Origin of the sequence: Phoenicibacter congonensis, from assembly GCF_902386915.1 — a bacterium.
GTDB classification, from domain to species: Bacteria; Actinomycetota; Coriobacteriia; order Coriobacteriales; family Eggerthellaceae; genus Phoenicibacter; species Phoenicibacter congonensis.
The window spans coordinates 265,302-292,034 of the sequence record NZ_LR698997.1 but is presented as its reverse complement, the minus strand read 5'-3'; the positions used below and the strand labels follow the sequence as shown (position 1 = coordinate 292,034).

General features: G+C 40.0%; 20 protein-coding genes. 5 read left to right on the top strand and 15 right to left on the bottom strand.

Annotated elements, in window-relative coordinates; translation table 11 throughout:
• Positions 1-120 precede the first annotated feature (120 nt).
• The 4 genes from FXZ76_RS01285 to FXZ76_RS01270 all read left to right on the top strand — a co-directional run bounded on the left by FXZ76_RS01285 (position 121) and on the right by FXZ76_RS01270 (position 6,119).
• The gene (locus FXZ76_RS01285) at positions 121-879 is read left to right on the top strand and encodes a hypothetical protein (RefSeq protein WP_147571491.1); all 759 of its coding nucleotides are present in this window, start codon (positions 121-123) and stop codon (positions 877-879) included.
• Entirely contained in the window at positions 879-1,895 is a 1,017-nt protein-coding gene (rsgA, locus tag FXZ76_RS01280; RefSeq protein ID WP_079535327.1) for a ribosome small subunit-dependent GTPase A, read from the top strand. Before FXZ76_RS01285 ends, rsgA begins: the two co-directional genes overlap by 1 nt.
• A 194-nt stretch (positions 1,896-2,089) precedes the next feature.
• On the top strand, positions 2,090-4,003 hold the full coding sequence (gene yidC, locus FXZ76_RS01275; protein WP_231961717.1) for a membrane protein insertase YidC: 1,914 nt from the start codon (positions 2,090-2,092) through the stop codon (positions 4,001-4,003).
• A gap of 1 nt (position 4,004) precedes the next feature.
• Positions 4,005-6,119 carry a sulfatase-like hydrolase/transferase gene (locus tag FXZ76_RS01270; RefSeq protein ID WP_079535326.1) on the top strand — a complete coding sequence of 705 codons (2,115 nt, stop codon included), beginning with the start codon at positions 4,005-4,007 and terminating at the stop codon, positions 6,117-6,119.
• Between the two features lie 203 nt (positions 6,120-6,322).
• Here FXZ76_RS01270 and FXZ76_RS01265 read toward each other — a convergent pair whose 3' ends face one another.
• The 6 genes from FXZ76_RS01265 to FXZ76_RS01240 form a co-directional block, all read right to left on the bottom strand.
• Positions 6,323-7,882 (bottom strand): amidohydrolase, encoded by a 1,560-nt coding sequence (locus tag FXZ76_RS01265; RefSeq protein WP_079535325.1) that lies wholly within the window; start codon positions 7,880-7,882, stop codon positions 6,323-6,325.
• 173 nt (positions 7,883-8,055) lie between these two features.
• Positions 8,056-9,474, bottom strand: coding sequence for an ethanolamine permease (gene eat / locus FXZ76_RS01260; RefSeq protein ID WP_079535324.1), 1,419 nt, complete (start codon positions 9,472-9,474; stop codon positions 8,056-8,058).
• An 11-nt stretch (positions 9,475-9,485) separates the two neighbouring features.
• Positions 9,486-12,155 carry an NTP transferase domain-containing protein gene (locus tag FXZ76_RS01255; protein WP_079535323.1) on the bottom strand — a complete coding sequence of 890 codons (2,670 nt, stop codon included), beginning with the start codon at positions 12,153-12,155 and terminating at the stop codon, positions 9,486-9,488.
• Positions 12,156-12,393: 238 nt separating this feature from the next.
• The gene (locus FXZ76_RS01250; protein WP_197682080.1) at positions 12,394-13,203 is read right to left on the bottom strand and encodes an ABC transporter ATP-binding protein; all 810 of its coding nucleotides are present in this window, start codon (positions 13,201-13,203) and stop codon (positions 12,394-12,396) included.
• On the bottom strand, positions 13,196-14,200 hold the full coding sequence (locus tag FXZ76_RS01245; protein ID WP_079535322.1) for an ABC transporter permease: 1,005 nt from the start codon (positions 14,198-14,200) through the stop codon (positions 13,196-13,198). The genes FXZ76_RS01250 and FXZ76_RS01245 overlap by 8 nt, the downstream gene beginning before the upstream one ends.
• Before the next feature lie 264 nt (positions 14,201-14,464).
• Complete coding sequence (locus FXZ76_RS01240; protein ID WP_079535321.1) at positions 14,465-15,484, bottom strand: ABC transporter substrate-binding protein; 1,020 nt, start codon at positions 15,482-15,484, stop codon at positions 14,465-14,467.
• A 236-nt stretch (positions 15,485-15,720) separates the two neighbouring features.
• On the opposite strand from FXZ76_RS01240, the gene tadA reads away from it, so the two are divergent.
• Positions 15,721-16,170 (top strand): tRNA adenosine(34) deaminase TadA, encoded by a 450-nt coding sequence (gene tadA / locus FXZ76_RS01235; RefSeq protein WP_079535320.1) that lies wholly within the window; start codon positions 15,721-15,723, stop codon positions 16,168-16,170.
• 133 nt (positions 16,171-16,303) lie between these two features.
• Here tadA and FXZ76_RS01230 read toward each other — a convergent pair whose 3' ends face one another.
• The 9 genes from FXZ76_RS01230 to FXZ76_RS01190 all read right to left on the bottom strand — a co-directional run bounded on the left by FXZ76_RS01230 (position 16,304) and on the right by FXZ76_RS01190 (position 25,724).
• Positions 16,304-17,131 carry an ABC transporter ATP-binding protein gene (locus FXZ76_RS01230; protein WP_079535319.1) on the bottom strand — a complete coding sequence of 276 codons (828 nt, stop codon included), beginning with the start codon at positions 17,129-17,131 and terminating at the stop codon, positions 16,304-16,306.
• Positions 17,124-19,238, bottom strand: coding sequence for a dipeptide/oligopeptide/nickel ABC transporter permease/ATP-binding protein (locus FXZ76_RS01225; RefSeq protein ID WP_079535318.1), 2,115 nt, complete (start codon positions 19,236-19,238; stop codon positions 17,124-17,126). Before FXZ76_RS01225 ends, FXZ76_RS01230 begins: the two co-directional genes overlap by 8 nt.
• 1 nt (position 19,239) lies before the next feature.
• Entirely contained in the window at positions 19,240-20,187 is a 948-nt protein-coding gene (locus FXZ76_RS01220; RefSeq protein WP_079535317.1) for an ABC transporter permease, read from the bottom strand.
• A 300-nt stretch (positions 20,188-20,487) separates the two neighbouring features.
• On the bottom strand, positions 20,488-21,363 hold the full coding sequence (locus FXZ76_RS01215) for an SEL1-like repeat protein (RefSeq protein WP_079535316.1): 876 nt from the start codon (positions 21,361-21,363) through the stop codon (positions 20,488-20,490).
• On the bottom strand, positions 21,356-21,799 hold the full coding sequence (locus FXZ76_RS01210) for an HIRAN domain-containing protein (protein ID WP_231961716.1): 444 nt from the start codon (positions 21,797-21,799) through the stop codon (positions 21,356-21,358). Before FXZ76_RS01210 ends, FXZ76_RS01215 begins: the two co-directional genes overlap by 8 nt.
• Before the next feature lie 39 nt (positions 21,800-21,838).
• Positions 21,839-22,702 (bottom strand): J domain-containing protein, encoded by an 864-nt coding sequence (locus FXZ76_RS01205; RefSeq protein ID WP_147571486.1) that lies wholly within the window; start codon positions 22,700-22,702, stop codon positions 21,839-21,841.
• A gap of 269 nt (positions 22,703-22,971) precedes the next feature.
• Positions 22,972-23,919: a beta/alpha barrel domain-containing protein gene (locus FXZ76_RS01200; RefSeq protein WP_079535313.1), complete on the bottom strand. Its 948-nt coding sequence runs from the start codon at positions 23,917-23,919 to the stop codon at positions 22,972-22,974.
• 82 nt (positions 23,920-24,001) lie between these two features.
• Positions 24,002-25,033 (bottom strand): dual-specificity RNA methyltransferase RlmN, encoded by a 1,032-nt coding sequence (gene rlmN, locus FXZ76_RS01195; RefSeq protein WP_079535312.1) that lies wholly within the window; start codon positions 25,031-25,033, stop codon positions 24,002-24,004.
• A 52-nt stretch (positions 25,034-25,085) separates the two neighbouring features.
• Positions 25,086-25,724 (bottom strand): hypothetical protein, encoded by a 639-nt coding sequence (locus FXZ76_RS01190; protein WP_079535311.1) that lies wholly within the window; start codon positions 25,722-25,724, stop codon positions 25,086-25,088.
• Between the last annotated feature and the right edge of the window lie 1,009 nt (positions 25,725-26,733).

Below are 26,733 nucleotides of genomic sequence, written 5' to 3'. Positions count from 1 at the left end.
AGTTTAAGGACTTCTAAAAATAAAGAGTTTTTCAATTCACGCAAATTAAGCGTACTCAGGAAGCGCACAAATTTTCAGAAAGAAAACTTTTCTGAAAATAAAGATAGGAATAGATTTTCTTTGAGCGCAGTAATTAGCAATAACACTGCTCAAAATTGCAAGTTCACTGGCTGGAACGCTGAAACTACAAAGACTCAACATCGCTCATCTACTAAGCAAAGATTTTTTGAACCCATAGCGCTCGCATTCCTATCGCTTTTAATGACAATGTCACTCACTGGTTGTGAATTAAAAGCAAGAAATGACGCAGGTGGAATTGCAGATCCGCAAGCCCTAACTCCAACAAACAAAGTGAATCCATCGCAAGATGCAGATTCTTCTTTTCTCTATGACACGTCAATTGCTGAGTTGCAGGACTCTTCCGCTAACATCCTTGATGGGCAAACAGTGCAAATCGTGGGAGAAGTGATTGGCGACAGACGCACAGTAGGCTTTGAAGAAGGTCACTATTGGATAACATTGCAGGCAGAGGAAAAGGATAAATTCAGCACAATATCAGTTTATTGCACCGAAAACACCACCAATTTAATAGACACATATGGTGCCTATGGGAAACGTGGGACCACATTAAAAGTGCGAGGTGTGTTTAATATCGCATGCCCTCAGCACGACGGACTATGCGATGTACATGCAGAGAGCTCAAGTATAAAAGCAGTAGGCAATGAAGTCAATCCTGAATTTGATGCACAAGGACTCTCTTTTGGAATTTGTATGCTAATTTTCGGCGGAATTATGTCTGGTTTTTATCTCTACCTCGCGAAACGAAAAAGGGCAGAACTTGCCCAAGCTGAGACAGATGAAGATATTGAGGACAACTAGTGGAAAAAGTTGCTGAAGTAATCAAGCTCGATCGTGGTCTCCCCTTAGTGGAACTGCAATCTAGGGACGAAGGCTTCAACGATTTAAAGGGTGAATTGCAAACCGGAAAGACATGTGTTTCGAAAAAACTGCGAGCGGAATTCTGTGCGAAAATGTCGAAAAAAAAGCAGGCGCTAACAATAGGGGACTTGGTTGAAGTCACGCTTACCAACAACCAAGAAAACGCAATCATAAATCGAATTCTTCCGCGAAAAACTGAACTGTATCGAAACGACCCAGTTAATCGCAATAAAAAACAAGCACTAGCAGCAAATTTTGACAGAATTGCAATTTGCTCTGTTGCTTCCGAACTAAATTTCTCTCATATCGCAAGAATGCTCGTAATATCTAAAAACGCAAACATCCCAACAGATTTAATAATTACTAAATGCGACCTATCAAAACCTAACCTAGGCGAAGTGAAAGAATTTCTGCCTGCTTTCGACAACATTTACAAAACTGAATTAAATGGACTGTCAGCAAAATGCAAGCGTCTTACAATTTGTGAAATAGAGAGTAACGATAATTTGACGATTGAAGAAGAACATTTTGAAATAGAGAGGTTATTCGAAAAAAGCGTAACAACAATTTTAGTTGGAAAATCGGGAGCAGGAAAATCATCATTAATCAACGGAATAGCAGAAGAAGAATTGTGCCTGCGAGGCGAAGTGCGTGAATTTGACGACAAAGGTCGTCACACAACTGTTTCACGTGAAATAATCGAGCTAACAGACAATCACAGAGTTGTTGACATGCCTGGGCTTCGCTCAATAGGAATGATTGACTGCGTAAATGGGATTGAAAAAGCTTTTCCAGAAATAGCAAAACTATCACATCAATGCAAATTTCGCGATTGCACTCACACATCTGAACCAGGATGTGCTGTTATAAATGCTGTGAGCGAAAGACTGCTCACCAGTTGGCATGAACTGACGAGCGAAAACCAAATGAACTCTAGTGAAAAGCATCGCTTCTAAACAAGCAAAGATTTCCGCGCAAACCTCGCTTGCTACAAAGATTTGCTGAAAAATAAACAAGATGTGAGAGGATAACAAAAGGGCTGCACGGTCTAATTTCTTAATTGCTGTGCTCGCTTTGGTAAACTCATAAGGTTGAATATGTTAATTGAGCACAAGTGTGTTCCTTGCTAAGAAGTATTACGGAGTAACAATTGATAGAAGCAATCACCAATGCACTAATGCTGATAGTGCAGCCATGTTATGACATTTCTGGAAACTGGTGGATTTCAATCCTTTTATTTACACTCATTACAAAAGTAATTCTGTTCCCAATGTCACTTTGGTGCCAATGGAACAGCATCGTAATGGTAAAAATCATGCCAGCCCTCAACCGCCTGAAAATAAAATATTATGGCGATAAAGAAACAATTGGCGAAAAGCAAAATGAGATGTACAAAGAAAAGCACTACCACCCAATGCTTTCTCTAATCCCCCTTGCAGTGCAAGTTCTAATTTTGTTTGGCCTTGTTGACGTGATTCATGTCATAACCGACAATGGCGCGCCAGGAACAGAATTTTTAGGACTCGTCCCGATTGAAGACGGCGGAGTTTCTTGGATAATGCCTGTTCTTGCAGGGCTTTCTGCTGTTATTATGGGCTTCGCGCAAAACAGAATCAACCCTCTTCAAAAAGAACAATCAAAAGCCGAAAAGAACATGACCAACGGTTTGTCAATTGGCTTGTCATTGTTTCTTGGCGTTTTTGTTGCAGCAGGAATGTGCTTTTATTGGATTGTCTCTAACTTCTCAGCAATTATCATTCAGGCAATTTGCAACATTTGTATCAAACCTAAAAAATACATTGACTACGAAGATTTGCAAGCAAGTCGCGAAGAACTAGAAGCGCTAGAGTCCCTTGACGGAGCAGAGAAAAAGAAGTGGTATCAGAAAGATCCGCTTGCAAAACGTGAAAAACGAGATTACAAGAAATTCTTGCATGTTGTTGATAAACACATGGTTTTTTATTCTGAAGGAAGTGGTTTCTATAAATATTTCAAAGGCGCAATTGAATATCTCTTAAAGAATTCAAAAGGCAACATTCATTATGTAACCAACGACCCAGACGATCAAATTTTTAAAATTGCGGAAACGGAACCTCGAATTCGCCCCTACTACATCGGTCAAAAGAAAGCCATCACGCTCATGATGAAAATGGACGCCGATGTTGTCGCGATGACACTTGAAGATTTTGACAACTACTACATTAAGCGCTCCTATGTTCGCGATGACATTGAATATGTTTTCTTCTTCCATCACATGACTTCAACTCATTTGGCAGCTAGAAAAGAAGCCTATGACAAATTCGACACTCTGCTTTGCACAGGACCTCATCAAGTAAAAGAAGTTAGACAAGCAGAAAAAATATATAACCTGTCTGCAAAAAACCTTGTCGAGTGCGGTTATCCGTTGCTTGACGAAGAGATTGAAGCATTCTCAGAACTGACTTCGGGTAATGACAAGCCAACAATTTTGATTGCACCATCATGGCAAGAGGATTGCATTTTAGACTCGTGCATTGATGACATGCTCAAATCGATGCTCGGACGTGGTTGGAAAATTATTGTGAGACCACATCCAGAATACACAAAACGTTATGGAGCACGTTGGAAAGCACTTCAAGCAAATTATGAAAATGTGTCAGAAGATGAACTCTATTTCGAAAAAGACTTTTCGTCAAACAAAACAATTTTTTCTTCCGACATTTTGATCACTGACTGGTCTTCAGTCTCAGCAGAATTCGCATTTTCAACATGCAAACCAGTCGTTTTCATGGACACTAAAATGAAGGTTTCAAATCCTAATTGGAAAGATTTAGGAATTGAACCAGTCGACATCACACTTCGCAATGAGATTGGAAAATCACTTGACCCTGCTAAAGCAAACGAAATTGGCGATGTGCTTGCTGAAATGATTGAGCATCAAAGCAGCTGGCATGACAAAATCAAAGAAATTCGCAATAAAACGATTTTTAACATCGGTGAATCTGCCAACGTTGCAGGCGAATATTTACTGCAGGAAATATTAACTAAGCAGGCAGAAAAACATGAGGAAGAGAAAGGTGATTAGAATGCAGAAAACTAATTTAGACTGCAGGCGCCTAGTGCTCATTTCTTTTGATGTGTTCGCATGTTTAGTGCTTGCCGCGACAACACTGCCGTTGTTCTCAAACGTTGCCTGGGCATATGTAGATCCGTCAGTTATGACCTACACTATTCAGGCATTGGCAGGCGTGGCTGTTGCGCTATCCACTGTGCTTGGCGTGGCATTTCGTCGAACAAGAAAAAAACTTGTTAAAGCGCTTGGAATTGATGAAAATGCGGGGAAAGAAGTTGACCCTGCATGGTGCAGAGTAGACGAAAGCGGCAACCCAATCATTGCTGAAGAGGACCGTCACACAATTGAAGCAAGAAAAACTTCTATCTTCGTGAAAAAAGAAAAGGGAGAGAAAAAAGAGGACAAGGGAATAGAACCAGGATGGTTCCGTCGTTTCATTCTTTCTTTAATAGTTTGCACGTTTGGAGGATTTACCCTCGGCATTGTCGCCCCATATGAGATAGTCGCAGGTGCAGGTGGCTCTTTAAGTTTTGCGTTAAGCGACATCGCAATTCCAATGGCCGTGTTCACAATAATTGTAATTTTAATCACAGCTATTGTGCTGTCTTTATTCAGAGGAAAACTATTTACAGTTTTGCTTGCTCTTGCTTTTGCTGTGAGCCTCTGTTTCTACATACAAGCTATGTTTATGAACAATGGGCTTCCATCTGCAGACGGTCGCGAAGTTGATTTCTGGGGTGACCATAAAACGATGATGATTGTCTCACTCATAGTTTGGATTGTTCTCATTGTTGGTATCGCATTAGTTTCAAACATAAACCGCAGTCGCTTCCAGGGTTTTGCAGCCGCCATCTCCATCGTTTTGATTTTCGTGCAGGCCGTTGGGGTTGGTAGCCTGTTCGCAAACCAAATTACTGAGAGAAGTTATTCAAGCGATTTGGGACCAACACAAATTACAGAAGATGGAATGAACGAAGTTTCAAGCAAAAACAATGTAATCATGTTTGTGCTTGACAGATTTGACACAAAAACAATGGACAGGGTGTTGCAAGAATATCCAGATGCACTCAATGAGTGGCAGGGATTTACCTATTTCCACAATTCAAACAGCGTAATGATTCCAACGAACAATGCCATTCCATATATGCTGACAGGAGTTCATCCAGATGAGGGTGAGGACCTAGTTCACTACAGAGAAACTAGATACAAAAGGTCTACTTTCCTCAAAGACATGCATGATTCCAACTATTCAGTTGGAATTTACAGTCCCGACCTGCAACTAAACAAAATGAGCGACGAAGATTCACAGAAGTATGTTGCTTCTAACACAATAAACATTCACCCTTTGAGCAGCATGAATATCAACGTTGAAAACGCAGTGAAGTCGCTAATTAAGTGTTCTCTATATCGTGATGCACCTTGGGTTTTCAAAGAGCGCTTCCGCTTCTACACCGATGACATAAACAGAAACGTTATCTCATACCAATCCGACGGCTCGCCAGCAGATACCGTCCACGTTACAGATGATGTTCGCTATTATGAAAAACTCAAAGATTCAGGAATCACAGTAGACGACCGTGGCTACAACGGCGCATTTAGACTAATTCACCTAAACGGCGATCACGATCCATATTATCTGAATGAAAATGCAGAAGATGTTGGTGTTGGCAATTCCGACGAAACTACGCAGGCGCGCGCCGCAATTCACATCGTCAACGAATACTTGAAACAATTAAAGGAAAAAGGCCTTTATGACAACGCAACAATAATTATTACTTCAGACCATGGCAACTGGCATTCCTCAGAGGATTTGCCTGATTACGCTACTACTCCAATTATGTTCGCTAAAAAGAGTGGAACAGGGGAAGGAAACGTAGTAAGAACCGACTCACCAGTTAGCCATTCGCAACTAATGGCGACAATACTAAGCGCTATGGGGCAAAACTACTCTAAATATGGATCAACCATTTTTGAAGACGACCCAAGCATGAACGTGCGTGATTTTTGGATGATTTCTTCTGATGGACGTTATTCACACTCGATGTTCCACTACAAAATCGAAGGTGACTCAACCGATTTCAACAACTGGCACTTCACAGGAGAAACTTTGGTGGGAGGCAAAGCGTAATAACCTACGCTTTGCTCATCTCTCGCATCACACGAACTGGACTTTTAGACGCTCTATAAGGAAAAGATTTGGAGCAAGCAGAACTCGTTGATTCCGCACTTATAACAAGAGGGATTCATGCTGGTGGTATTCGTGCGCAACTGTGCCTAAATTCAACAAAGTTGGCTACTCAGAGGCATGCACCTTGCAAAAAAATAATTACTCTAGTAGTTCTTAGCTTTTGAAACAAATCCTTTAAGCAGAGCAGAGAATGCACCTTGTCTTTGATTTTCATATGGCTTGCCTTGCAAAATGAGCTGTTCAACTTTTAGGTTTTTCCAATCAGCATCATAGGGATTTCCATTGAGCACTGTCATGTCAGCAATTTTTCCTTCCTCGAGCGATCCTCGTTTATCATCGTCAAACGTTGCAGCTGCACCATTAAACGTGCACATTCGAAGTGCTTCTTCAGGTGTTAGAGACTCATGTGGATTAGAGTGATTGCAGGCTTTTTCCATCCAGAGAATTGGATTAGGATCAGTGCATGGCGCATCGGATCCCGCAGAAATTCGGATTCCTGCATCCCAATACTTGCGCAGTGGATTGAGGTTGTTTGCTCTTTTATTGCCCAACAACTTGCAAAGATATTCATCTGGCTCTTGAGGCCAATCAATAAAAGAGGTTTGCATAGGAAATTGAATTCCATATTCCGCGCAAATCTTGGTGCCTTCTTCTGTTGGCAAGCAAGAATGAATTATGCCGTGTCGGTGATCTTTTCGAGGGAATTCATCAAGCGCTGCCTTGATGCATCTAGCGGCTTGATCAAAAGCAGCATCTCCAATAGCATGCATTTCAATCTGGAGCCCAGCGCGGTTAGCTGCCTTGCAAAATGAAGCAACTTTCTCATCATCATAGTAAAGAACGCCAGTGTCACTGGTTCCTTCATAAGGTTCGTTCAAAGCAGCATCGGCTGATCCAAAGCATCCGTCAAGCGCGCATGCAAAGCAGCCACCAATTCTTGGCAGTTTTCTTTTTAGCGCAACATTTACATCAAGCGTTTGTGGAAAAACTCGAATTTGGAAACCGCTTTGTGCGCTCTTTGCTACACATTGTTCCATTGTTATGTCCATGTCGCCAGCGAAACCAACACCGCTTACTGTGTGGACCATTCCAATTCCACGTGACGCATAATAATCCATGGCCTTTTGAATGTTTCTTACAAGTTCTGGAATTGAGAGCGAACTAGTAATAAAGTCAGAAACTTTAAAAAATGCTTCCTGGTTCATCTCTCCGCTATCAGGATGATATCCACGAAGTTCTTTTACATCAGAATTTATCAACTTAAGTAATGCAGAATTCACAACGCATGCATGGCCATCATATTTGACAAGCATAACCGGTTTGTCAGGACAAGCTAAATCAAGTTGTTCACGACTAACAAGATGTCCTTCCTCCACTGAGTAGGGAGAAGCTCCAAATGCAATTAAGACTTTAGCTGACGTTCTTTTAGAGAAATCAGCAACACGCTCAACGATTTCTGAATTAGAACGAGCATTCATCACATTGAGGCCTGCATTAAACGTTGCAAAGCTTGCTAGATGCGCATGAGTGTCGACAAAGCTTGGGCAAAGCGTTTTTCTTCCAAGGTTAATAACTTCAGCATTTTTAAATTGAGATGGAAGTTCATCTCCAACATAAACTATTTGACCAGTATCTTCAACAAGCCATTTAGCAATGGAGTCACTTTTGTCTACGGTCAGAATTGTTCCTTTATATGCTTTCATAACCAACTCCTCGTCTATTCAAAATACAACTCCGGAAATGCTTCTCACTAATAAAAAAACGTTCCTATTCGCATTAACTATCAATATGGAAAGTTTCTCTAACAATTCCTGACACAGAATTTAGGATGTTGCCACATCGTTAACAGAGTGACTCTTTACAGAAAAAGTATGCATTATCTAATTTCTGCACTCGCATCTTCAAGTTTGGCAAACTCCTCTTCTGGAGCATTTGCAATGAGGCGCTTCTTTGCATAGACGAAGAAATAAACTGAACCTGCAATGAGTACGCAAATGATTCCAATTGAAGCAATCGTGTCGACAAAGAACGTTGAACAAACTGCAATAACAGAAAGAACAAGCCCAACACAGGTCGTTACTTTACCTCCTGGCGTAAGCCATCCACGTTTTAAACCAGGTTGCTTATTCCTAAAAATGATGTGCGAAGCATTCATTAAAGCATAACTAATGCAAGCACCAAGAACTGCCATGTTGAGCAAAACGTCGCCTGACTCCACAACTACAACCAGCAAAAAACCAATAACTCCTTGAACAACAAGAGCTACCCAAGGCGTTTTACGCTTTCCTGTCAAAGACAAAAAAGTTGGTAAATAACCGGCTCTGGAAAGTGCAAACACTTCTCTTGAACCTGCATAGATCAGAGAAAAGAAAGATGCAATGAGCCCGAATAAACCTGCTACGTTTACAAAGAATGCAAGCCCAGGATTCCCTGCTGCATTGAGAGCATCAACGAGAGGAGCAGAAGACTCGCCCATTACCTGAGAACCTGTTACACCAGCAGCAAAAGTGAGCACAGCGAGACCTGTGCAAATGAGCACAGCCATTGAGCCTATAATGGCACGGGGGATGTCTTTCTTCGGATTCTTTGCTTCTTCCGCCGCCAGAGGAACACCCTCGACACCAAGAAAGAACCATATTCCAAAAGGGAGAGCAGCCAGAAGGCCACTAAAACCAAAAGGAAGTGCGGTGGAAGTTCCGCCATTTGGAGCAATGTCAAATAGTCCAGCTGGATCAAAAGCAGGAGCAGCTCCAACTACAAACGCGACAAGCGCAACAGCGCCAACAAGTGTGATTAAAAGCATCAATTTCAGCGCTTCACCTACGCCGAAAATGTGCACTCCTAAGAAAATGAAAAATATGATTGCAATCAAAACGAGTCTTGGAAAATCATCGGGGAGAAGTCCCAATTCCAAGAAATAATTAGCGATAAAAGTAGATATTGCAGCTGGGGCGCAAACATATTCAACTGTAATTGCAAGACCTGTTAAAAATCCGCCAAACCTTCCCATCGCACATCTCGAAAATGCGAACCCTGCTCCCGCAGTTGGCAATGCGGAAGACATTTCTGCCTCACCAAGAACTGTGCAAACATACATTGTTCCCATCAAGACAAATGCAATTGCTAAACCCAACCAACCACCGTGTGCAATGCCATAATTCCAGCCCGAAAAGTCACCAGAAATAACATAGGCAACTCCAAGTCCCATCAGAAGCATCCAACCTGCAGCTCCTGTTTTCAATGAACGCTTTTCAAAATATTCTGAGCTCTCAAATGTTTCAAGCTTTTCTTCCACTGTCTCTCCTTTTAGACGGCCTTCTTTTTAACGATGTATGAAGGGTCTATTCTCTGCAAGTCCTCGAAATCGTCAATCTCAACGATGTCTTCACTTTTGCAAGGACGAACATAAAGATCAAAATGTTCATTTTTATGAAGGATTGGAACTTCATCCCAAAATATTTGTTTGCCCTCTTCGGTCTCAAAGATTTCTCGTATGTCTTCAGCAAGTCGATGCGCATCTGATTTTTCCCAATAGGAGACGCCGACCATTTGCCAGCAACGATTTTCGTCACCTTTAGCAAGATCACAAATTCTCTCGTTTTCGTCGGTGAGGAAACGCCAGTCATCGGTGCTATCAACGTCAATCCCCAAATAGTTGGAGCGATATTGGTAGGGTGTGAGCAAACATTGGTTTTCCAGCAATAAATCGCTTTCAAAAACATATGCATCTTCAAAATGGTCGATTGCTGCGAGCGCCGAACTAATGTTATTGGTCTTAGAATAGAGTGGATTCTCAATGAACTTAATGTCAGAATATTTGTTCAGAAGTTGATCGAATTCTTCTGCCAGATAACCACGCACTACATAAATTTCAGTAACTCCAGCAGCAAGGAGACCATCAATCAAACGGTCGATAATTCGCAAACCGTTTACACGCGCAAGAGGTTTTGGAGTGTTGACAGTCACAGGCAAAAGTCGGCTTCCGAAACCAGCAGCAAGCAAAACGCCGCGCTTAACTCTGTATGGCTCAAGCGCAGCAACTCCAAGAGCAGTAATTTCGCCGTCACGCAAAAAACCCCGCTTTTCAAGGTTCTCACTCGCCTCAGCTGTGTTGGAGACTTCACCATATTCATAATCTCGACCAGCACGTCTAGCATCTGCCTTTGCAAGAATGCGGAATTCGTCCATGGAAAGGTTTCTCTCGAATGAATTTCCGCCAAGCATCTCAATTGCTCTTGCCGAAAATTCTTTCGCCGCTCGATACCAAACATAAAGCCACTCACCAGCAGGCGCACCTTTTAGCTCTTTAAACATCGCCCAAACATACCAATACCAGCCAACAACAGCTGAACATGCTATTAAATGGAACTCCTGGTCAGGTGTCGGTTTCTTACCAAAATAAAGAGACATTGCCTCTATTGCGCCCTCAACATCATAATAATCACTCTGGGCAATGAAGTTGCCAAAGTCATTTCCATAATCGCCCATGGCAGAATATTCCCAGTCTATGAGCCACATATCTTTACCATGAACTAACAAGTTTGGACCATAGAAGTCGTTGTGGCACAAAACAGGCTCACCTGCACCGGCACGCATAGGAGCAACAAGAGATGCAATTCTAGCTTGAAGTTCGTCAAAACCAGAAGGGAAGGTCCAGCCAGATTCCTTCAAAATGTGCACAATGTTTAGAGACTCATCATAAAAATCGAAACTCCATGGAGAAATTACGCCACTTTGATGCAGCTTTCGAACCATGCCAAGAGCACGTTCAACTTGGGAAGTGTCACTATAATCAAAGCCAGTGCAATCGGGAACAAACTTTGAAATCTTCCATCCGCTGGTTGCATCTTCAGTAACAAATGTTTCATCAAGGCCAAGATCGGCGGCAGTTTTACACGCGAAAGCCTCAGCAGGGCGATTGATAATCTCATTTGTTCCAGCACCAGGATGTCGGTAAACATAACCGTCGCCACGACACTCAAAATAAAAAGATAAATTAGTTAAACCTTGCTTAATGGGGTCAATGTTTCTAATGTCGCTTCGTTCGCAAGAAAGTGTGTTGCAAATGTTGTCAAGCACATCAGATCCAACATTTTGGATGAACTCAGGGTCAAAAGCACTAACTTGATCAAGAGAGTCGAACTCTTGGATTACACCACGTGGATATTCCTTCATTCTCATGACGAGCTCATCTACATGTTCATAGAAAATCTCATCCCAAAGCTTGTCTTCAGTTTCTGGCTTCATCCATTCTGATTGAAGAATTTCAATAAACTTTTTAGAAAATTCTTCATTCCAAAAAGTGTGACCCATCATTACGAAGCCATCTTGACCATTGAGTTCTGCGCCAACAATTCTGTTAACGCTACCTTTTGTCTTTAAAAAATATTCTAGAGGCGCACTGTGACATTCAGTTGCAGCAGTAAAAGAAGCAAATTCATAGGAATTAAATGGGTTTATTGTGAAGTAATTATCAGAAGAGCAAACATATGTGTTGCCTAAAACATGTCGCGCTTCCCAAATGGACGAATGGTTGTTTCTCTCCATATACTCAGGGCTCACGATTAGCTTTACGCCATACTTTTCTTCCAAATAGAAAAACTCTTCTTTTTTAAAGCCAACGACGATATAAATGTCATCTATACCAGCATCAAGAAGTTGCTCAATTTGGCGCTCAATCAAAATCTCGCCTCGAACTTTGAGCATTCCTTTTGGACGATCATATGTGATGGGAGCCAGCCTGCTTGAAAGTCCAGCGGCTAAAATCACAGCATTTTTTACTTTAAAAGGTTCAAGTTCTTTAGTTCCATCATCTGTTACTGAATAATCAGAAGTGAGACCTTTTTCTTCTAATGTGCGATAGGTGCTATTAACTGTGCCAACAGATAGTCCAGTTATTTCGGCCAATTGACGTTGATTAAAAGTAGGCTGATTTATCAAAGACGATAAAATCAGGAATTCGTTTTCAGAAATCATGCTAAATTAATTCCTTTCTGTTTGTAAAGGAATTGTAAAGGTTATGTTCAATTTGGTCAAATATGAACCATAAGTTGAACAAGTTGAGGTCTCTGATTTCCCTCTTCAATGAATTTAAAGCTATGAAAGCAACTATCTGCTAATTGTTGCGGATTTTTTCTACACAATAATAGCAGTGAAGAAATTCATGTCTGCAAGTTTGCTCTGTAAATCTGTCCTAGAAATAAAAACAGATGGTCTATGCAAGCATCATCTCGTCATTTGCAAGAGTCTCGCCAGTTTCTTCATGAAAAAGCTCCACAAGATCATCGACCGACATGTTCTTGCGCACATCGCCAGTAACGTCTGCAATAAAGCGCCCTTCATGCATAACAAGCGTTCTTGAACCATAGCTGAGCGCATCTTCCATGTTGTGGGTAACCATAATTGTCGTCGTATTATTCATCTTTACGGCGTCATTTGTAATTTGAAGAACGTTTTTTGTTGCCTGTGGATCTAGAGCAGCAGTGTGTTCATCAAGCAGCAATAGTTTTGGTTTTCCAATGACGGCCATGAGCAAACAGACAGTTTGACGCTGCCCACCCGACAAGCTCCCAACTTTAACATCGAGACGGTTTTCGAGCCCGATGTTAAACTTCGCGAGCGTATCTGCAATAAATTCTCGCTTCGACTTTTTCATTGCCAACCCAAGGGGATTTTGATGAGTTGATCTGCCCAAAGCAAGCGAAATATTTTCTGCAATCGTTAGGTTAGGCGAAGTGCCTTTTAGCGGATCTTGAAAAACACGAGATAAATTCCTTGAACGTCGATAGTCGCGCACAAAAGTAATGTCTTTCCCATCGAGAACAATTTTTCCAGAGTCAGGCATTACAGAGCCGGCAATGCAATTGAATAAAGTTGATTTGCCCGCGCCATTTGAACCAACCACACAAACAAACTCGCCTTCATTCATTTTTAAATTGATGCCTTGAAGCGCCTTGTGCTCAAGTGCTTGCCCTTTATTAAATGTTTTCCTCAACGCTTGAATACTTAACATCTGATTAGTCATTTTTGCCGCCCTTCAAGTCTGCTGAGGTTAAAGTATCGCCGTTGGTTTCTTCATATGAATGTTTTCTTGTTTTTCTTTCAGTGAAGAAAGCGCGAACTGCCGGCAAAGACATGAATGTGCCAACTATTATTGCACTAATAAGTTTTAATGAATTTGCGTCGAGATTTACCCCCACTGCAACTTGGATAATGATGCGATAGACAACAGAGCCCACAACGGTGCAAATCAGTCCGGACGTTACTCCGCGTCTTCCGCCAAAGACTTCTCCAATAATAACGCTAGCAAGACCAACAAGAACCATGCCTGTACCGCTAGTCATGTCGCCAAATCCCTGGCATTGAGCAAGAATTCCACCCGTCAAGCCAACAAGCGCATTGCCGAGGGCAAGACCTCCTATTTTATAGAAGTCAACATTAATAGAACTTGCAGCGCTCATCTGTTCGTTATCTCCAACGGCGCGCATTGCAAGACCGCTTTCGGTTTTAAAGAAATAAATTAAAACAGCAATAATTGCCACCACAATAAGTATCACGAAAATGAACTTTGAGATGTCAATTGGAGCAATTGCCCCAGGAGCCACAGGCATTTGAGCCTCGGATGATGTTGGAAGGCCAGGAAACAATAAACGATGAATCCCATCATACAATTTTGAAATTCCAAGTAGGCTTAAATTAGGGGAGCCTAAAACATAAACGTTAATTGAATAGAGGCCAGTTGATGTGATAATACCAGCAATCAACGGGTTAATTCGTGCCTTTGTAGCTAAAAGCCCAGTTACACAGCCTGCGAGCGCACCTGCTGCCGCGCCCGCCACAAGTCCAATGGCAGGATGTCCAGCGACAGTAAACACGCATGTAACAGCCATTCCTAGGCAAAATGACCCATCAACGGTGAGGTCGGCCATGCCAAGAATTCTAAACGTGATAAATATTCCGACCGCCAATAATGCATATTCAAAGCCTAAAGAAGTCGCATCAAATAAAATCGTTAAACTCATGAGCTATTAATCCTTAAGAACTAAAAAGAGGTTGCCTGCATATTTTAGCAGGTCAACCCCTCTAAGTCGCTATTTATATCAAGCTACCAATCAGCAGGTTTTCAATTGGACTTTAAAGCTTTCACCAATTTATGCGATTTAAGAAAAGTTCAATCAGAAAATCCTTACATCTAGCTGTTATCGCTAAAACAAATTAATCTCCAAATAAATGGCAACCAGGCCTTAAATTTAACCTACATCCAAACATTAAAAATATTGAAAAAACTAGCCAATTACTCTAAAGTTGCTGTTTGCTGGAATCTCAATTCCTAAAGCAGCAGCTGTGTTTTTGTTTACAGAACGGTCGGTCGAAGGCAAAGCGTAGATAGGGACATCTTTAATTGCTTTTCCTTCGATTAGTTGAATTGCAAGCTTCGCTGATTCAACACCCAAGTTGTCATTTGTGCATGAAACGCTTTCAAGTGCGCCGTTCTCCGTCATAACTGGATCGGTGCCCAGCACTGGAATTCCAGCTTTTGTTGCTACGTCAGTCAACTGAGCCATAGCAACTTGAACGATTGAATCGGCAGGGACATAAATGCTTCCACAATCTGATGCAAGTGCTTGACCTACTTGCTGAACTTCACTTGAATTCGTTACAGTTTTAATTTCAGACTCAATGTTTCTAGAAGTTAAATAGTCACGAGCTTGCTCTGCTGTAACCTGCGCATTTTTGTCACTGGAGCAATAGATGATGCCAACCTTTTTCTCCAAGATGTTTGGTTTCAATTCCTCGGCTGCTGTAAAAATTGCCTCCACATCTGCAAAGTTTGTCGTACCAGTCATTCCTTTATCAGGATTCTCCATCGAATTTGTCACACCTGCATTTAAAGGATCAGTAACACTCATAAACACCATTGGTGTTGAAATTCCAGCATTTGCGCATGCTTGAGCAGGTGGTGTTCCAATTGGCACAACCACGTCATAATCGCTGCTCTTAAGTTGAGCTGCAATTTGGTTCAAAGTCGAAGAATCGCCCTGTGCGTTTTTAACGTCATATTTTACATTGGTGTAGCCGGCGTCTTCCATGCCCTGTTTAAATCCATCTATCATCGTGACAAATGCGTCATTTTCTACAATTTCTACGAAGCAAACTTTAACCTCTCGACTCTTGTCTCCAGAATCAGAAGAACTGCCTGAGCCACTTCCTGAACATCCCCAAAGTGAAAAAGCTATTCCAACACAAGCTAAAACCGCAACGACCGCGGCTAATGATTTCTTACAACTAGATGCTAAATTACTCAAGATCTCCCCTTTCCAAAATTTGAGCACTTTAGCTAAGTATAGCGCACCAGCTAGAATTAACTTTTAATCATTGGAGTTAACGCAATAATAACAATTTGAATGAGTTTGATTAAAATTCCTATGTATATTATTCTGCTTAAAACTTTACTGATTCACACTCCTATTAATGATTATGAGTCATCTCTACTTCAAGTTAATTTCATAAAACTTCTAACACACAAGTAGAATTAGTTGTTATGAACGACGAAGAATACATGAAAATTGCAATTGAAGAAGCGAAGCAAGCGGAAATAGAAGGCGAAGTGCCAATTGGAGCGATTGTAGTTGATGCTGAAGGTAAAATCATCGCTCGCTCACACAACTTGAGAGAACAACTTCACAGCCCTGCTGCGCACGCAGAGCACATTGCGATTGAAAAAGCTTCCAAAATAAAACAAGCTTGGCGCCTCACTGGGTGCACAGTCTATGTCACACTAGAGCCTTGCATAATGTGTGCGGGCCTCATGCACCAGGCGCGAATTGACAGATGCGTCTTCGGAGCATATGACAAAAAAGCCGGAGCGCTTGTTACGCTTTATAAAGTCGCAGAAGATGCGCGACTAAACCACAACTTTAAAGTAAAAGGTGGCGTTCTTGAAAAAGAATGCGCCACCTTGTTGTCTCAGTTTTTCAAAAAACGCAGATAAACTGTTTCTCGTGAAACAAAATCTAAAGGATCCTGTTTAAAGTGTTCTCCCTGAAGTTCATTTCAAACTTCAAGTTACTAACATTTTGCAAATCAAATAATAAAAGTTAAATAACTTTTAGATTTATTCCAACCTAGCCCTCAAGCACACTTGCATCTGGATGCAAAAGCGAAGGAGCAGCACCTAGCAATAACTTCGTATAATCATCCTGTGGATTTCTCATGATGTCTTTCGTTGGGCCCGTTTCTACCATCTGACCTTTATTCATAACAATAACCCTGTCTGAAATATAACGAACAGTTTGGATGTCATGTGAAATAAACACCATGGCTAAACCAAGCTCCTTTTTCAAATCCATCAAGAGATTAAGAATTTGAGCGCGCACAGAAACATCAAGTGCACTGGTTGGTTCGTCTGCAATAATCGCATCGGGTTTCAATGAAAGTGCACGTGCAATCGCAACTCGCTGACGCTGACCACCTGACAGCTGCCCAGGCAAGGCATCAAGTGAGCTTTCAGGCAAGCCAACCATTCCAATCAGCTCACGCACACGAGCCTCGCGCTCTTTTTGAGTTCCAACATTGTGAACTTTCATAGGGTCCATTAACTGGTCAGAGATTGTCATGCGAGCGTTAAGTGCTGTAGCAGGATCTTGGAAAACAACAGAAATTACGCGGCCAATTGTTTTTCTGTCAGCAGCTGTTCTGTGGGTAACATCTTTGCCCTTAAAGAACACCTTGCCTTTAGTTGGTGATTGCAATCCACACATAACATTTGCAGTGGTCGACTTTCCGCAACCCGACTCACCAACAATACCAATCGTCTCGCCTGGCATCAATTTAATTGTCAAATCTCTAACCGCGTGAACAATCGTTGGGTGCATAAATGACCCAGTTCTCGTTTTAAAATCAACAGAAATGTTATCAAGGAAAATGATTGGAGTTGCATCTGTTCTAGTCATTGTCAGCTCCTTTCTCCTCAAGTGCATCAAGCTTTGCTGCTTCAACGTTGATTTTGTAGGGCTCAATTCCTAAACGCTTCAACTCAGAATCAGGAAGCTCGGCATAATAATGATCAGTTCCTTCAATCTGCTTCAGCATTGGTGGAATAGGAGATATTTTATCAGGATGGCTCGAGCGTGGTCTAAAACGGTCTCCTTCAGGGAAGTCTTTAGGAGAAGGTACAGATCCAGGAACTTGGTGCAAACGATCTCCACCTGCCTCGATTGAAAGCACTGAACCAAGAAGACCACGAGTGTACTCATGAATTGGGTGAGTTAAAATGTCACGCACAGGACCTTGCTCCACAATTTGTCCTGCATACATAACAGTAATTGAATTTGCAACTTCGGCTACAAGAGCAAGGTCATGACTCACGAACACCATCGCGAATCCAAGTTCAGCTTGAAGTTTGTTCAAAAGAGAGATAACTTGCTTTTGAACAGTAACGTCAAGAGCAGTTGTGGGTTCGTCAGCAATCACGACTTTAGGATCGCGCGTTAAAGCCATTGCGATGAGAACCCTTTGGCGCTGGCCACCTGACAACTCATGAGGATATGAACGAAGGGTGCGCTCAGGATCGAGACCCACTAAGGTAAGTAGCTCCTCAGCGTTGCGAGTTCCACCACGTTCAGTGAGTTGCTTCATTTGAGCCTTAATTGTCATTGATGGATTCAAAGAAGAAAGAGCATCTTGATAAATCATCGCTATTTCTTTGCCACGAAGTTCATTCATGTCTTTCTCATTTAGAGCAAGAAGGTTGTTTCCGTTGTATAGAACTTCACCAGAAATGTGCGCTTTACGATCAAGAAGACCCATGATTGCAAGAGATGTGATTGATTTACCGCAACCTGACTCACCAACCAAACCCATAGTTTGGCGAGGACGAACTACGAAGCTCAAGTGATCTACAACATTAACCTCTCCGTGACGTGGGAATCGAATGCACAAATCTTTAACTTCAAGAACTGGAGGCACATCAGTTTTAGCAGAGAAACGGTCTTTTCTCTTCTCTTCAGTTTCTTTTAAGGCTGCCAAACGCTTCGTCAACATTTCTCGTTGCGCTTCATATGCAAGTTTAGGGTTAGACACAAACATGTCAGCTTCACGATCAGAATCAAGTTTGTCATCACCTTTGGCAACTGGCGCTTTCGCTGGAGCTGCCATTGCATCTGTAATTCCTTCACTGAAAATGTTCAAGCAAAGAACAGTAATCATAATTGCAAGGCCTGGGAACATCGCTTGCCACCATTGTCCAGCAAGAACCCCACCACGAGCGTCAGCTAAAATGTTGCCCCATGTTGGTGTTGGCTCAGGAATGCCTGCGCTGATAAACGAAAGCGAAGCCTCAAACACAATAGCGTCAGCAACCAAAACAATAGTAAAAACGAGAACTGGTGCAATGCAGTTCCTGATTACGTGTTTAAAAAGAATATAGGGAGCTTTTGCACCGCTAACAACTACAGCTCGAACATAATCCTGATTATATTCACTCATTACGTTGGCTCGAACGATTCTCGCGAGCTGTGGAATGTACAGAAAGCCAATCGCAAAAATTAGTGATGGAAGGCTATTGCCAAAAACGATGACAAAAGTTGCTGCTAATGCAATTCCCGGGAAGCTCATAATAATGTCAAGAATTCTCATGATGAGATTTGACACCCAAGGACGAACAACAGCTGCAACAGAACCAATGATAGAGCCAAACACCAATGCGAATGTTGTCGCCCCAAGACCGATTACGAGCGAATATCTCGCGCCATACATCATTCTTGACAAAACGTCACGACCTTTGTCATCGGTGCCAAACAAGAAAGTAGAATCTGGTGCCTGACGTGCAGTGAAAATCTCATATGGAGACATTGGCGCCAGGAAATTTGCTAACACTGCTGTGAGGACAACTAATAGTAAAACAATGAGTGAAATCCTCGCACGGATGCTCATTGCGTTCCATCGACGAAGCAGAACCTTACCTGCACTTAGTTTATTAGTTGTGTTTCCGCGCAGCAATCCTTTCGGAGCGATTGAACCCTTTGCGTCCGCAATTTTTGTTTTGTTTAATTCAGCCATGCTAAACACTCCTAATTCTTGGGTCAATCAAAATGTAGAGCATGTCTACGATGATGTTAATCAAAATAAATGCAACTGCCACAGTCAGAACAACGCCTTGAACAAGATAAATGTAGTTAGATTGGATAGCTGAAACAATTGTCATGCCCATTCCTGGAAGATTAAAAATAACCTCAATAATCACAGCTCCACCAATTAAATAGCCAATTCTTAAACCAAGGACTGTAACTGGCGTGATGAGTGCGTTACGCAAAACATTGCGCGCAACAACCACAGCATAGGGAATGCCTGCTCCACGCGCGGTTCTAACATAGTCTTTGTCAAGTTCTTCAACCATCGAAGTTCTTACTACGCGAGTTAACTGGCCAGTTACTGGGACTCCCAAAGAAATAGCTGGCAGAAGCATTCGCATAAACCAACCGCCGAAATCAGACGAAATGCTTGGCAACTTCCCAGCAACAGGAAGCGTTCCTTGGAATTGCAAAATTAAAAGAACAGCAAGCCAGAAAGATGGAGTTGCGATGCATGCGATGGAAAAAACACGAATGATGTGGTCGGGCCAACGATCACGGTAAAGAGCTGAAATCACACCAAGAATCAAAGAGGCTATCACACCGATGATGAGACCGAAAAATGTTAATTGAAGTGTGACTGGCAACGCACGCATAACTTGGTCAGCTACACTGGCGTTGTTTGCACCATAAGTTCCGAGGTCTCCATGTAAAAGCCCACCCATAAAATTGAAATACTGAACTACAACTGGCAAATCTAGCCCATGTTCGGCACGATATGCTGCAGCCTGTGCTTCTGTAGCATTTTCTCCAAGGACCGAATAGGCTGGGTCAATTGGAGAAAGAGACATTATAAAAAACACAAGGACAGTAACGCCAATGATCATGACTGGCAACCAAATCAGTCGGTTCCCAATCAAACGCAACAATTTACTCATTGCTCTCCCCTTTAAACTCTATGCACAAAAGCGCAACAAACAGATAAATTATACATGTAATGCAAGATGTTTATTTATCCTGGTCTCATAACTTGAGCAAATAAAGTTAAAAGAGTTCTTTAACTAGCCAAATTATTGTTTGGTCGATAAAAATGGGGAAAGCTAGCCTTTGAATTTTTAATAAAAAAGCTAGAGATGATTTTAAAAAATATTAATAAACAGTAACTAAAAACTGAATAAGCATATAAATAATTTATAAACAAAAAATGAGAAATAATATAAACAACAGTTTATAAACATTTATTCAAATTGTAATTCTTGATCGACTCTAGAAAGCCCTTTCTTGCATTTAGAAAGCATTTTTTCATAAAGTGAAGTGTATTCGGCCGAAATCTCAAACCACATAATTGCTCGCTCATAAAAGTCTTTTGCTTTCTTTAAATCGCGAACACAACCATCTTCGTCCTCATAACATCCTGCTAGTCGAGAAGCAACACTTCCAATTACGTGAGGGTCACTATATTGACATTTTTCCCAAGCTTGAGAATAAAGTTTGACAGCTTCTTTAATGTTTGGATTGCACCCTTTTTCCCATCTCACAGTGTCAGCATATTTATATATAGCTTCTATGCTCCCAGATTCCATCGCTAATCCATAACAAGCATGAGCACGACTATCTCTATCTCGCATTTGCAAAACAGGATGGTAGGTTTTTGGGACATCTTCCATCCACAAAGGCCATAAATCATCATTTGTAAGTCTATATTCATACAAATAACCAAGGTTTAGCCAACATGTGCTAAGGCATTCCCAGTTTCCCCACAAAGCAGCATGGAAATAAAGTAGCTCTGCTGATTTAAAACAACCAACACGCACATCTCTCATGTCTTCATCTACATATTCAAGAGCCTCATTGTAAAAAGCAGCACCAGCATTAAGCGCTATCTCTGGCCCACAACTATCGTCACCTGGCATTAAGAAATCTCTTGGATAGTAGTCAATATATTCACGCCCAAGATATTTACCTGTTCTGCAATCGCGAACAGGTTCAGAAATTGTTATTTCCACCAATCCTTTCTCGTCAGGATTAAATCCTGCAGGAGCAAAAGAAAATGAACTTTTTATTCGCTTGAATTCATATTCATTTAAGTCGTCAACATTGACCCATTTAGTCATCTAAATACACCTCAAGCTCAATCAGATTCCAGTGTGGTCTTTTTTCAATGTTTTCTATCTTTGCAAACATCTTCTTTCCCGCATCCATTAGGCGAGAAACAACTTCGCTGCAATCACTTGATAAAAATCCAACACTTCTGCCTTTAGAATCTATAACTCTGACTGCCCACCGGTCGCTTAAGTGTTTAGAATCTCTGAGCAACACCATTTTTTGATTAACTTTTAAATCATTAATAATTTCTTCAATATTAAAAATGTTTTTAGTGCCAGCCACTCTAACCCTGCGGAATAACAAAATTTCAGAACTAAATGGTTTGGAGATGTTTGAAAAACCCATCTTGTTAGTGTCAGCAAGTGTAGTTATCGATTTCTTTCTAGTGTCGATTAGGTTTTTTTCCAAAAATACTCCTTTTAAATAAATTGGCAAAAAAATCAAAGAATAAGCAAGTTCCCAGCGTAGATGCTATTTTATAGCTCAAGACAAGAGGTTTTTAATCTCTTCTTCATATGCATCTTTAATATCTAGATATTCTTTGGTTTTTGTTTTAAAAACGCTAACTGTTTCAAAAACCCAGTTAGCATTAGACAACTTGTCAATTAAGTTATATGGGTAGTTGTTTTTTAAATCCTCTAGCATTTCTTTTTGAACACTTGCTTGTGCTTCTAAAAGTGCAATTTCTGCAGTGAGTTCTTCCTCGCATTTTTTACTGTCATCGATTTCCTCAGGTTCATCTAGTAACCAAAGATATGCCTCAAGAGTGGCTAGATCTCCACGCTCATAGGCTTTTTGAATTCCAGAAAATAAATTTAACTCATAGTCGGTAAGAAGAGGGTTTAAATCAGGATGCAGTTTTTTACAAAGCTTCCTATAAATCTCTTTTAGTTTTTTTGAATCCGATTGGCTCATAACTGTTGAGCTAGAACGTCTATCCAAAAGTGAAAAAACTTGAACCTGTTTCTGTTGGACATCTAGCATCCACTTCTCAAGCTCTGCATCTAACTCATTTTCTATTTGGTCCTCGTCGACTGGATTACCCAAATTAACTTGAGCCTGACACAGTGCTAACTTTCTTTTAGCTCTTCTTGCTGACAATTCTGCCTCAGCACACTTTAATTCATAGGCTCCGACTTTAACCATATAGTCAGCTTCAATAGCAGGGTTTTGTTGCAAAAGAATGTCTTCTCGCTCCATCACAAGTTCAATAATGTGGTCGCGTGTTTTCTTTAATTTAGTGATTAAATGTTGTTTTTCTTCCCCCACAAACGGCTCCTTGGTTCTTGCCTTGTTCCTCAGAGCAGAAAAAAATGCAGAATTAACATCTATTTCAATTATAGACAACGACATCGTTGATTTTTAAAGCAGCAAAAAATAGATAATGCATCAACAATAACAAATAACCTAACTGTTAAAAAACTACACATGACAAATACTGTTTTGAATTCTTTGTTTTGAGGATGTTAAAGAAGCTACAAAATATGTTTAGTAATTGGCTTGGCTCTTTCTGTGCCTAGAATAGGAGAAGAAGTCAATCAAAAGATAGGAGCAAAAAATAAAGGACTAAGAATATATTCTTAGCCCTTTATAAAAAAGTCTATTTTTAAATTTATTTAGATATTTTCATAACCAAAGTCTTTGTCGCCGTTGAAAACTTCAAGAGCCTCATCTACAGATGCGTCAGCTAGAGTGATAGTAGAAATAGCTTTAGTTAAACGAACTGCTTCATCAAGTGAGCGTTGATGGATGTTTCTGCCTGTTGCATTGCCGCAGGCACCACCAACATGGATTTGGTCATATAGTTGCGTAAGGAATGTCTTAGCGTCAACTGTTCCACCGCCCGCGCAAACAAGTCCGGTTCTGCCAGCTGCTTTTGCAGCAATAGAAAGTGCTTCTGCAGGAGTTTTTCCATCTTCTGGTTTTGGAGGATTAACTTTTACAAAATCAGCACCCAAACAAAGCGCAACACCAGCAGCACCAGCAATCAAATCAGGATCTTTTTCTGCTGTGACGGCTTTTCCACGTGGGTAAATCCAAAGGACAACAAGCAGTCCAAGTTCGTGTGCTTGAGCAATAAGCTGGCCTGCTTCAGCCATCATAGTTGCTTCATATTCACTGCCAAGATAAATTGTGTAGCCAAGACCCACGACATTTACGCCATTTTCGCGCATTTGCAGCACAGCCTCCAGGTCAGTCAGCTGTGGTGAATAAGGATCCTCTTGTGAAGTTTTTACAAGATTGGTTTTACTGTTCATTTTGATTAAATAGTTGATTTCTGGATAATCAGCAGCATACTGAGCAACTAATCCACGCTGACCCGCGAGAACACCAATTACACCATTTTTCCCAATTTCAAAAAGATGTTGTGGCTCACAATCAGCTATATCAATTCCTTCTCCATAAAAATCTTTGTTCATGTGCTCGATTTTTTGGTCACAAGCGAAAAGCATCAATCTGCCGGTCTCACGAGTTGCTTTTAAAAAGTTTGCTATATATGTGTCACGTGATTCTGCTGGAACATCCATTGGGACACGAACATCAGCAGCTGTTAGTTTTTGCATTCTAGCCTCCATAAAAATAAGTTGAGAGTTTAAAAACAACTATAATTCTACAATTTGTGAACAGATGTATATGAAAAGAAAGTTAAGCGCTTGTTCTATTTGAGAGTTGACCGCATGCACTATCTATATCAGCTCCCTTTGAATGTCTAATCGAACATGCTATTCCGTGATCATGAAGGCAACGTTCAAATTCTTTTAAGCGATGAGAACTTGAAGGTTGAAAATCGCAACAATCAACTTTATTAAATTGCAAGAGATTTACATGACATAACTTATTATCGCAAAAATCAATCAGAGCCTTTAAATGCTCGTCATCTTCATTAATCCCTTTTAAAAGAATATATTCGAACGTTACTCTACGATTTGTATTTTTAACATAATTATTAATAGCCTCTGAGAGTTCATTTAAAGGCATGTTTTTAGTATTTGGCATTATTACATTTCTGCTGCTCTGAACGGCGCTGTGAAGCGAAATGGCGAGGCCGAATTGTTCTGACTCTTCGCTAATTTTTTTTATTCCTTGAATTACTCCACACGTAGACACAGTAATTTTTCTTGCCGCAATTTTAAAAGCTTCAAACCGATTAAGAACTTTTATTGCTTCTATAGTGTTTTCGTAGTTCAAAAAAGGTTCTCCTTGACCCATAACAACTACATTACCAACACGTTCTCCATTTTCTTTTTCCATTGCAGAAATTTGAAGGAAAATCTCTTGAGAACTCAAGTTTCTTTTAAAACCATGAAAACCTGTAGCACAAAATGCGCAGCCCATAGAACAACCAACTTGAGATGAGATGCACGCTGTTATTCTTCCGTCGCTGTTTGGAATCAAGACAGATTCAACAACATTACCATCATTTAATTTGAATAGATATTTCCTAGTTCCATCAGATGAAAATTGAATATCAGTTACTCTTAGTTCATCAATTGGATAATTAATTGCAAGGAACTCCCTAGCAGATTTTGGAACATTATTCATATCATCATAACTAGTAATCGGATGATTATGAATCCACTCATACACTTGTTTAGCTCTAAATTTTTTTTCTCCTGCAGAGACTAGAATGTCTGTTAGCTCGTTGAGATTTTGATTAAATATATTTTTATCTTCCATAATGATAATCAGTATTTAAATTTCAATTTAATAATTTGATAAGAGACTACTCTTACAAGTTGAAAATTGTTTTTATTAATAAAACAAATAAAGCCACAAAAGCTAAAAGAAAAACCCATCCCAAAACATAGCAACCAGGATTCTTTTTTCTCCCTTGTTCTACCATTTTGTCAGTTAATTTAACACGTGATTTTAGAATTACTTGACCACGTTTCTTTTTAGGTTTTGGATGAATAGTTGTAGGAACAAAATGACCTTTATTTTTAATTACTAGATCCAGCTGATCTTTAGTTAAATCTACCTCAACTCGTTTATCACTTTTGATTGCTTTAGAAACCTCTTCAACAAAAATTGAAAATGTCTCTTGATTGATTTTTGGATAAGAAATCAAAGCGAACTCAGCCCAGTAATTTTCTCCTGTATCGCTTGTAGTGAATCCAACAATTGTTAGGATTGCATAGCTGATAAACCCTTTTGCTTCATTAAGGGCTAATTCTCGAGAAAGGGTCGGTTTAAAATAACAAGGTGAATCGCCAAATCTGTTAATTACAACAGCCCTATGCTGACCATCTTTCATTTCGCATTTGATTTTATAAATATCGCCGATCACATTATCGGCATTCATTAACTTCGCAGCTTCCTCAGATGAAGTAGGCAACCCAACAACATATTTACCGTAGTAATTATCCATATCGACCATAATTCCTGTTTCATATGAAACATTGTGACAATTAAATAACTATTTATTCTCATTAATAAACTAGAGAATTCCTCTTATTAATTCTAAAGAATATTAAGAAGCAAGTCCAAACTAATTATTAACTCTTGTTACTTTACAAATCATAAGCTAGGCTCTATAAACAAGTATTTCATTTGCAAGAGTTTAAATTCTGATAAAGGTTAAAGTATTATTCTTATTAATCGATAAGAATATGGTTTCTAACAACTATTCGAGCAAAAATTCCGATTTTAAACTTTTAAAAAATGTTTCACGTGAAACTCAACTTAAAAAATACAAAAGAATGTACATCTTATCTCTATTACTAAGTTCAAGAATTCCTTCTGTTAATTCTAAAAACCCGAATCAAACAACTTGAGTAATCATTCCTACAGTTACTTAGCAGCTTAGAAAACGTATCTTTGATACACAAATCGAAACAATCTTCACGAGGAAATTACAAACACTGAATCGCAATGCAAAAAAATAATGATTCAACCTAATGAATAAAAAAACTTCAAGAAAATTTCTTTAAAATAATTGCTTCAGTTTCTATTTATTTTAAATACGATAGTGTTTCATGTGAAACATAATTAAAAAAACAAGGAATAACAACTTTAACTTATTACTAAGTTTAATAAGTTCTTTCTCTTAATTCTAAAAGTCTTAATTCAATACATCTCTAGAGATAATTACTTCAGAAAGTTATATAATTAAAAAAATAATTGTTTCACGTGAAACTCAACTAAACAAATAAGAATATTTATTACTAATCTGGTTAATAATTTTAAAAAATTCGTAATTTGATTTTGAAGAATCTGAAATACTCTCAATAATTGAAATAGCAACTACAGTTTATTGTTTCCTCAATTGTATATGTTTCACGTGAAACAAAAACTAATTTAACAACTAAATGTAATCTTCTCTATAAAAAAACATAGCTTCTTTGCGCTTAATACACATCACAAAAACAATATTTACC

Excerpts from the sequence above, each read along its gene's own strand:
- FXZ76_RS01270 (WP_079535326.1), top strand. The coding sequence starts at position 4,005 with ATGCAGAAAACTAATTTAGACTGCAGGCGCCTAGTGCTCATTTCTTTT.
- FXZ76_RS01265 (WP_079535325.1), bottom strand. The coding sequence starts at position 7,882 with ATGAAAGCATATAAAGGAACAATTCTGACCGTAGACAAAAGTGACTCC.
- FXZ76_RS01255 (WP_079535323.1), bottom strand. The coding sequence starts at position 12,155 with ATGATTTCTGAAAACGAATTCCTGATTTTATCGTCTTTGATAAATCAG.
- FXZ76_RS01250 (WP_197682080.1), bottom strand. The coding sequence starts at position 13,203 with ATGACTAATCAGATGTTAAGTATTCAAGCGTTGAGGAAAACATTTAAT.
- FXZ76_RS01245 (WP_079535322.1), bottom strand. The coding sequence starts at position 14,200 with ATGAGTTTAACGATTTTATTTGATGCGACTTCTTTAGGCTTTGAATAT.
- tadA (WP_079535320.1), top strand. The coding sequence starts at position 15,721 with ATGAACGACGAAGAATACATGAAAATTGCAATTGAAGAAGCGAAGCAA.
- FXZ76_RS01230 (WP_079535319.1), bottom strand. The coding sequence starts at position 17,131 with ATGACTAGAACAGATGCAACTCCAATCATTTTCCTTGATAACATTTCT.
- FXZ76_RS01225 (WP_079535318.1), bottom strand. The coding sequence starts at position 19,238 with ATGGCTGAATTAAACAAAACAAAAATTGCGGACGCAAAGGGTTCAATC.
- FXZ76_RS01220 (WP_079535317.1), bottom strand. The coding sequence starts at position 20,187 with ATGAGTAAATTGTTGCGTTTGATTGGGAACCGACTGATTTGGTTGCCA.
- FXZ76_RS01215 (WP_079535316.1), bottom strand. The coding sequence starts at position 21,363 with ATGACTAAATGGGTCAATGTTGACGACTTAAATGAATATGAATTCAAG.
- FXZ76_RS01200 (WP_079535313.1), bottom strand. The coding sequence starts at position 23,919 with ATGCAAAAACTAACAGCTGCTGATGTTCGTGTCCCAATGGATGTTCCA.
- rlmN (WP_079535312.1), bottom strand. The coding sequence starts at position 25,033 with ATGGAAGATAAAAATATATTTAATCAAAATCTCAACGAGCTAACAGAC.
- FXZ76_RS01190 (WP_079535311.1), bottom strand. The coding sequence starts at position 25,724 with ATGGATAATTACTACGGTAAATATGTTGTTGGGTTGCCTACTTCATCT.